Genomic DNA, 9,001 nt, shown 5'->3' on the forward strand with positions numbered 1-9,001 from the left:
GAATTCGCCGCGCCCGTGCGGGGATGAAAGATCCCTCTCGTCCTATTGGTTCATTTTTGTTCATGGGCCCGACAGGTGTAGGCAAAACTGAACTTGCCCGTGCTTTGGCTCAGTTTCTCTTTGATTCTGATGATGCATTGGTGCGCTTGGATATGTCTGAGTATATGGAAAAACACTCAGTTTCTCGCTTAGTGGGTGCGCCTCCAGGATATGTAGGATATGAAGAAGGCGGCCAACTTTCCGAGGCGATTCGCCGCCGTCCTTACTCAGTGGTGCTGTTGGATGAAGTGGAAAAAGCGCACCCCGATGTATTCAATATTTTGTTACAGGTGCTAGATGATGGGAGAATTACTGATTCTCAGGGAAGAACGGTAGATTTTCGTAACAGCGTTATTGTGATGACCAGTAACATTGGTAGCGAACATATTTTGGATATATCTGGTGATGATTCCAAGTATGAGACAATGCGGGTTAGGGTAATGGAAGCCTTGCGATCGCATTTCCGCCCGGAATTTCTCAACCGCGTCGATGATATTATTCTCTTCCATACACTAAATCGCACAGAAATGCGGCAGATCATCCGCATTCAACTCAAACGGGTAGAAAATCTCCTGCGCGAGCAAAAAATCTGCTTTGAGATATCCCAATCTGCTTGCGATCATCTTGTCGAATCAGGCTATGACCCAGTTTACGGTGCCCGCCCACTGAAACGGGCAATTCAGCGAGAAGTAGAAAACCCCCTCGCCACCAAATTATTGGAAAATACTTTTATCTCTGGAGACACGATTATCATCGACAAAAATGAAAACGGTCTGTCTTTTAGCAAAAAAGTACTGGTGAAGGTGTCAATACCACAGGTTGCTACATAAGCTAAAACACATCTAATTTGCAGATAAAAATTTTCTCAATATCTTGTGGGGTGGGCATCTTGCCCGCCCTGATTATGCAACTTGAATACTGATTAGCTTAACACCTGAAGTCTCCCCTTCACTCAACGGAGACGCTAGCACTGCCGTCTCCAAAGGGCTGTAGGGAGAAGACCAAACTGGCTTGGATACACAAACAAAGTTTAAGAATAATTAAGGGTTTGAAACTCACGGAGGTGGGTAAACCCCGTGTATTTGCAGTTTCTAATCCAATACAGTTCAGTTAAGCATTTTTTCTCTTCTCTCTGTTTCCTCTGCGCCTCTGCGGTTCGTTAAAAAAGTTGACTTTGACAAAGAGTTTTAGCCTTAACTGAACCGTATTGGTTTCTAATCGTCCTTTTTAACTTAATTTGACTGCGTGTTGCATCTATACTACTTAGTATTTTCTACTACAGAATACGAAAAATTAGTACCCTGTGGCAGAGGCTTGCTTGCCTTGAAAGGTAGTAGTGAGATTTACGCCAAGTCGTACTAGTGAGTAATTAGTAATTAATCAAAGCAATGTGAACAACAAGATTCCCGACTTCTTAATTAAAGAAGTCGGGAATCTAAGCTGCACATCTGATTATTTTGCACCTAACTGATATCTTTCCTTTAACAGATGGGTATTATAAGTCTACTCTGCTAATAACATCTTCATAAATTTGTCTTCAAATAAAACACATTTACGCAAATTTACTGTGAGGTAATGCTCTTATTATTTATCAGACTCGAACTAAATAATTCTAAAAAAATCAGTGTTTCCCGGATAAAATGAACAATTCATAAATGATATAACTTTAATAAATTATCTTTTTTTATAACTACTTTATTTGAAAGTTATTCAAGCCAAATAAAGTAGTTAGATCAATATCGTCTCATCTGATGCCTGTAACAATACTTGATAGGCATGACTAAAAACTTTGAATAAATAGAAAATTCGCTATAATCCACTTGACCAGGAAGCAGATATGTCTAGAAAACGTCAGCTATTTAAGGTAATTCAAAAAACCTTCAGACAAATTAGCAAGCAGCTTTTATCTGCAATTAATAGGCAAATTATTTGGCTTTTGCGAACTATCTCTGGTACTCAAAGAAGACACGGTTCGGTTAATTCTGGCTTTGTATTGCCAACAGTGGCGATGGTAGTTTTGGTAGTCGTACTGTTAACAACTGCAATTTTATTTCGGTCTTTTGAGCGTTCTAAAAATGCTAGTAATGTCCGCGTGAATGAAGCGACAATGCAAGCCGCTACCCCTGCTTTAGACAGGGCTAAAGCCAAAATAAGTGCATTGTTTGCCGACCCGACTTTACCACGTTCTGTACCATCAAATCTAACCCTATACAGTACCTTAGTTAATAAACTTTCTGTCTATACATTTGGTGATGAAACTCCTATAACCCTGGCTTACAATCTTAATAAAAGTACTTCAAGTCCGAAGATTGAAGCAGCTAGTAGTATGGCTTTAGAAAATCAAGAAAACATACAAACAGCCTGGAAATTTCCTGCCGATACAGATAATAACGGTAAATTTGATAGCTTTATTCTCTATGGTATCTACTTCCGTACTCCCCCCCAAACTGGTATAACCCAAACCAGAAGTAGAAGCCCACTAGATGCTAGAACCCCTCCTATGCTACCAGCTAAAGCAGGTGGAGCTTGTGATGTAGCTGGTGATACTAGTGCCAGCTTAGTAGGTAGTTCGGGTTGGTATAAGCTACCAAATGGCGAATTGAAAAAAAGCTTTTTTGTTTATGCAGTAACGGTTCCCATCAGTGATATTCCTACAACTAGTTCTCTTGCTAGTGATACAAAATATGAGAAGTATCGAGGTAATAAGGGCTTCTCGGCATTAGAAATGCAACAAGATCGTAGTCAAGTTTCTATTACTAATAATGCTGTTGTCTATGAAGATGACTTAGATATTACACCAGGGCCTAGATTCCGTCTCAATGGACGCATTTTTACCAACAGTAACTTATTTACTGGTGAAACTAGTGAAGATATAACCTTCTATCAGGTCAGTAGTAGGTATTCATGTTATTACGAACGAGAAAATGGCAAGATAGTTGTTGGCGGTAATATTGCAACTAGTAACCCAATCAGTACAACTAATCTAGGTGGAACACGCATAGATTTATTTCGAGAAAATAACGCACCTGATACAAGTAAATCTTTAGCAGATACTAATAAAACCACCTCAAATAACTCGAATGCCATTGCTTATAACACTCAGGCTTATGCTCAACGCATAGACTTATTAGTGAAGGCACAACTTAACAATGCTACGACTACTGATCCTCAAGAAATCAGAACTAATATAACCAATCGGATTCTAAACGATCCAAGTTTAGATGCGACTAAAGTACGTAAGGAAGAATTAGAAAACTGGTTCCGTAAGCGTACTAGGCGTGTACCATTTAACGAAGTTCCTTATGGTACTTCTGCTATTGAAAAATCTGCTGGTGTCGATTACACCACAGCAGATGCAGCAACTTTTATGGAAGGTTCTGTTAATACGCTACGTCCAATGGACGCCTGGATTTATCCAACAGATGCTAATACAACACTAACACTAAATACAGCGCAACTACCTACTGGAGATCCAGACGTTGTAGACAATACTCCCGTAATAGAAACACAGTTAGGCGATCGCATCGTAGTAGGCAACAACCTGCCTGAACTTATATGGGACAACACAAAAGGAGACTTTGTAGGAGAGAATGATCCCCAACTCATCTCTGCTGGGGTGAAGTGGACAGGTAGCGCTACCAAAGATCGTACTCGTAGCACTCGCGTTAGACAGTTATCAGATTTAGGGGTAACAGGACGTGATGGTTTTTGGGAGATTTCAGCCGCTTCACCACGAACTAATATCCTTGATGTGGTCGGTGGATTGAGGGTGATTACAGGTGCTGGAGTATATAGACCTAATACAGATTCTGGATTACCTACTCGTCCAACACCACCTGATGATCCAAGCACGCCGACTCCAAGCACGCCGATATTGCCATCGGAAGTCAACGAAAGTTTTGGTACAGTAGTTTGGCCTGATACTATGCCTATGCTTGTACCCGATCCTACCGATCCTCTTGATGCGAGTAAACAAAAACGTGGTGATTTGGTAATGCGTGCCACAGCAGTGTATCACTACAATTTTGATTCCTACAATCCTCAGGCGGCTACACCAGACGATTATCAGACACCTATGGCTTGTGTAAGTAGTTACTATGATCCCACAAACAAGGATACGGCAAGAAATACGGGTACACTGGCGGATGTGAGCGGTGAAGTAGTTGGTGCTAAACCTGCTGGAGCCAGATCAAATAATGGGATTGTTTACGAGGCTCCCGCTACTACATCTGCTGGTATAACTAGAGGACAGGCAGTAGATGGCAATGGTTTTTTTGCAGTTGCGACTACCGATGATAATGTTACTAACACTAGTGTAACTTTGCTAAATCGCTTGAAATATCAAGCTAACTTGGTATTTCCCAATGGCCGCCTTGTAAATCCTCTACTACGGCAAGCACTGGCCAAAGCAACTACCAGTAAACTCACTCTCTCTGAGCAATCAGCAATTGACTCTACTATCTGTGCAATACAGATTGCTGATGGCACTTTGACTAGGAGTACTACCTACATTCCTGATGGCGCAATCAAAGAAACTGCATTTCTTGATGCCCGACAAATTAAGGCTATAGATAAAGGTGCTACATTAACTGGAAAATACAATCTGGAAGTTGAACAGCGTCAGCCATTAGAAATTCGTGCCACTACCATAGATTTAAGTCTGCTTCGCACAAAAGCAATCGGCCTTGTATCGGATAAGGAATATCTATTGCCCAATAGCGGCATTATCTATGCCTCTCGTGATGATGCTCAAAAAGATCGCAGTGACTCAACAAGTGATAATGTCAGCGCTAGTGACTACAAGCTCGACTATGAACGGCGACCCAATGCCATTATGTTGATTAATGGCAGTAACTTGAGTCGTCTGACTGATTACAGACCGGAAGAAAAAGGTTTGATTTTAGCAACCGAGCTACCAGCGTATGTTAAAGGCAATTTTAATCTGCACACTCAACAAGAATTTCTAGGTGGGGATCTTTTAGATCCTAGTGCCGCTAACTACGATACTAAATTTTATACTCGTACTGCGGCAAATCGCGATCCTAACTTTGCTTGTCGGCCTAATGACTCTAGACTACCTAATTGCGGAACAGGCGAAACTTGGCGACCAGCATCAGTACTTGCCGATGCTGTCACCTTGCTGTCTGATAACTTCCGCCAAGGTTTCCGCAATGAGGGTGATTACGACTTGCGAAATAACCACCAAGTGAGTGATGCTGACGCCGTATTTAATCGATTGAAGGCAGGTTTTTGGAATAACAACTTTGTTACTTCATCTAATTTCTTTACTTCATCTAATGATGATACGTACTACAAAGGGACTCCCACTGGTGCTGACTCAGTAAACTTTAATAGTTCTTACTTGAACAATTTTGTCACACCCATTCAACGACGAGGGAGTTTCCCAGAATATGTAATGGAAATGTGCTTCAAAATACCAGTTTCGGAATGTAGAGAAACTAATTGGTATATTGGTTACGACGGCGATAGATCAATACAATCTCATAATCTTCCAGCAAATGCAGAGCGTGACAAACTCTTAGCTGGTACTACTGCCCAACCGGCAAAGGCTGGTTTTGAACGATTTGCCCGCCGGGTTGCGTTCAAAAGAAATAGTTCTGGTAGGCTGCTTACTAGCAGTAATATTGTCATAACTAATGCAAATTTAACTAGCACTACTCCTGTTGCACTAGGCATAACAACAGTGGGGGGAGCTAAAGTAGTAGCTCAATTTAGTGATAGCACCAGTATCATGCCTGAACCAGCAAATAATGCCCTCTGGTTTGCAACCACGAAAAATACTAATAATACTAAGCCACCAGAATTGAATGGCAGCGAAATAATTTACAAAAATAACATTCGTCTATTCTACAGGTATCCCCAATTACCAGTTGGCTCGCTTCCTTCGCTTTCTTCGCTTAGGGATTTTCCTGGAAGCACGGCGACAACGACGGCGACAACGACGCCATTCACGTTGTCCACAAGAGATGGATCTTTTCAACCACTATTAGAGCCTGTATTGCAATTACAGGTAACAACCACAGATCCTGACGATACTGAAAAGACTTACGTCGCTATAGCATCATCGTCTAGTTTTGTTAAAAATACTAAATGGTTGTCTCAGGCAAGTGAAACAACTTTTAATCTAGTAATTGCTTCTGGTGACACTCCTGCTCGTGTGAATTCAATTAGCGGGGGTTCAACTCCAACTACTTACGAAATCAACGGGGGTTTGCATAACTTTGTGCGCTTCTTAGAAAACTGGAATGGGATTAATGCCAATATCAACGGTTCATTCATCCAATTTAAACGCAGTATCTATGCTAGCGCACCATTCCAAGTTCTCGTTAGACCAGGGCCAACAACTGTTGCTGCAACCTCTTCTAACCCTAGCGTTCCTTCTTCTACTGCCAATATTGACAGTATATTTTTCAGAACTCTCTTTTCCACAAGACCTGGTTACACATCAGATAGTACTTTCACTACTAATGGTGCTGGGGAAGCGCCTTATTATACGCCTCCTAACCGGAACTGGGGTTTTGATGTGGCGTTACTGGCACAAAATCCTGATTTGTTTGCCCAGCGCTTTGTAATTCCAGCAACAGATCCTCCGAATGAATACTTCAGAGAAGTAGGCCGCGATGACCTTTGGGTGAAAACTCTGTTGTGTGGTGTACAAACTCAAACATCGGATGGGTTTGAGGATGCGGACACTAGTTACTTTGGTAACGGTTTCAAATTTGCACTACCAGCAACTGAACGTCCTACTAGCTGCCAACTCCAACCATCCTAAAGTGTTTGAATGAGAGTTTTTACATCACTTTTCGGGTGAATAGACCACGTTAACAGACCTAACCCCCTAGCCCCCTTCTTTAATAGGGAAGGGGGAAAATTCAAAGCCTCTCCCCTTGTAGGGGAGAGGTTTGGAGAGAGGTTACGAGTATATTACACCCGATCACAAATTACTTTAAAACATAGCCTTATTAAGAAATTGAGTATGAACCCACGCCAACTACAAGAATTATCTGCTCAGTCTAACGAGTCTGGTTTTACGATCATTGAATCGCTTGTGGCGATCCTTGTGGTTGCCATTTTGCTGGTAGCGATCGCACCTGTCTTAGTCATGTCAACAGCAACTCGCGTGCAAGCTAAACGGGTGGAATTGGCAACAGGAGCAGCTAAAGCCTTCATTGATGCTATTAAGTCTAAAACAATCTCAGATCCGACAATCACCGTTACACTGGCTGCTAGCACAACTAGAAATGTATCCAGTTCAAGCAGTGACTATTTATTGAGTAGTACATCAGCCCCTACTGCTAGCACTGGTTTGTATTGCTTTAACAAAAATGGCAGCCTTGCTAATCCCAACTGTACTAGCGATTTGTTTTATATCCAGGCTATTCGCGTTGCTGTCACAGATAGCGACGCTGATAAAGGTCAAGGCTATCGTTTGGGAGTTCGGGTATATCGTTCAGATGCTGAATTAGGTACTTTAACTGCGGGTAGCAGTGGAAAAACAGCAGCAACATTTACTGGGGGACTAGGCGATCGCAAAGCACCACTAGTAGAAATGACAACTGAAATTGTCAGGGGTCAAAGTTCGTATAGCGCTTTGTGCGATCGACTTGGTGGCTGTCAACCTCCGCCATAAAATTAACCCGTTAAACATAATAATTTCATGACTCAGTATTGGTCACTAAGGAGAACCTGTAGCAAAATGAATATATTGAGGTGGCTGTTAAGTACTCAGCTAAAACCCTCTGACAAGCAAAATAAAAATAGTGGTTTTACCCTGATTGAATTATTGGTGGCTATGCTAATTGCATTTTTAGTAATTACGCCGTTACTAAGTTTTATGATCAGTATTTTAAACACTGATGGTCAGGAACAAGCTAAAGCAAACTCTGAGCAAGAAATTAAAGCTGCACTAGATTATATTACTCGCGATCTCCAACAAGCAATATATATATATGATGCTACTGGAATTGCTTGTCTAAGCGGTACTGTTGATGCTAGTACCGATAACACTTGCCCAAATGCAAGTACAAATCAACTACCTAGCCCAACAAATGGAGTTCCTGTGCTTGTCTTTTGGAAACGAGAATTTAGCCAAGATGCTGTTGAAACTAAAAATTCTTCAGGTGTGGTTCAATTTAAAGACGATTCTTTTGTGTACTCCTTGGTAGCTTACTATTTAATTAAAGACGGTAGTCCTAACTGGTCTAAAGCTGCCCGCATCGCCAGATGGGAAATTAAAGATGGCGTTACAAATAGTACTGGAAGTACTTGTAGTCCATTTACTGAAAAATATAGTCGATGTCCAGATGTAGGTTTTAAGCCTTTTGATTTATCCCAAAAGGGCATAACATTAAAAGCAAAAATGAATAGTTGGACAGGAGGGGGTACTTACAATAAAGATCCCGTGGTTTTGGTTGATTTTATAGATCAGACAACAATAACAGACGAAACCCCGACAGTTACGGCAGCATCAATAACTTGCCCTGCCCCTACTGGCTTGGTCTTTCAACGAGTTCCATCAACGATTGTTAGAAGAGGCTTCTATGCTTGTGTTAATTCAGTTGGTGCAGATAATAGAAGTTCTGTTGAAGTTTACTTAAGAGGTAATGCACAAGCTCGTCTCATACAAAATGATGAAACTAAAGTACGTTACGCGCAAAGCAAATCTAGTTATTTTCCGAGTGCAAACATTAAGGTTCAAGGAAGCAGCTTCATTTTTACCAAATAGCTTCTATCTTTGATAAATATTAATAAAAGCAGGATAGTATGCCGAATATTCTTAGTTTAAAACTATTAGATTCTTTCCAGTTGCACAGCCGAAAAACAAAGCTAAAGCAGCAATATTTAGCAAATAGACCCTCTACTAATGGCTACAATCAACAAGATGCTGGATTTAGTCTTATAGAATTAATAGTAGTACTGCTGTTAGTAGGAATTTTAGCAG

General features: G+C 41.1%; 5 protein-coding genes. All 5 read left to right on the forward strand.

Annotated features, from left to right (window positions below):
- A partial coding sequence (locus IQ229_RS03975) for an AAA family ATPase (protein WP_194041476.1) occupies window positions 1-869 on the forward strand: 869 nt, incomplete at its 5' end.
- Between the two features lie 1,007 nt (window positions 870-1,876).
- Entirely contained in the window at window positions 1,877-6,832 is a 4,956-nt protein-coding gene (gene hpsA, locus IQ229_RS03980; RefSeq protein WP_194041478.1) for a hormogonium polysaccharide biosynthesis protein HpsA, read from the forward strand.
- A 204-nt stretch (window positions 6,833-7,036) separates the two neighbouring features.
- Window positions 7,037-7,690 carry a hormogonium polysaccharide secretion pseudopilin HpsB gene (hpsB, locus tag IQ229_RS03985; RefSeq protein WP_194041480.1) on the forward strand — a complete coding sequence of 218 codons (654 nt, stop codon included), beginning with the start codon at window positions 7,037-7,039 and terminating at the stop codon, window positions 7,688-7,690.
- A 66-nt stretch (window positions 7,691-7,756) separates the two neighbouring features.
- The gene (gene hpsC, locus IQ229_RS03990) at window positions 7,757-8,785 is read left to right on the forward strand and encodes a hormogonium polysaccharide secretion pseudopilin HpsC (RefSeq protein ID WP_194041482.1); all 1,029 of its coding nucleotides are present in this window, start codon (window positions 7,757-7,759) and stop codon (window positions 8,783-8,785) included.
- A 38-nt stretch (window positions 8,786-8,823) separates the two neighbouring features.
- A partial coding sequence (locus IQ229_RS03995; RefSeq protein WP_194041484.1) for a prepilin-type N-terminal cleavage/methylation domain-containing protein occupies window positions 8,824-9,001 on the forward strand: 178 nt, incomplete at its 3' end.

Source organism: Nostoc cf. edaphicum LEGE 07299 (genome assembly GCF_015207245.1).
GTDB classification, from domain to species: Bacteria; Cyanobacteriota; Cyanobacteriia; order Cyanobacteriales; family Nostocaceae; genus Nostoc; species Nostoc edaphicum_B.

What these genes read in the sequence shown, in the direction of transcription:
- hpsB (WP_194041480.1), top strand. Translation starts at nt 7,037, where the DNA reads ATGAACCCACGCCAACTACAAGAATTATCTGCTCAGTCTAACGAGTCT.
- hpsA (WP_194041478.1), top strand. Translation starts at nt 1,877, where the DNA reads ATGTCTAGAAAACGTCAGCTATTTAAGGTAATTCAAAAAACCTTCAGA.
- hpsC (WP_194041482.1), top strand. Translation starts at nt 7,757, where the DNA reads ATGAATATATTGAGGTGGCTGTTAAGTACTCAGCTAAAACCCTCTGAC.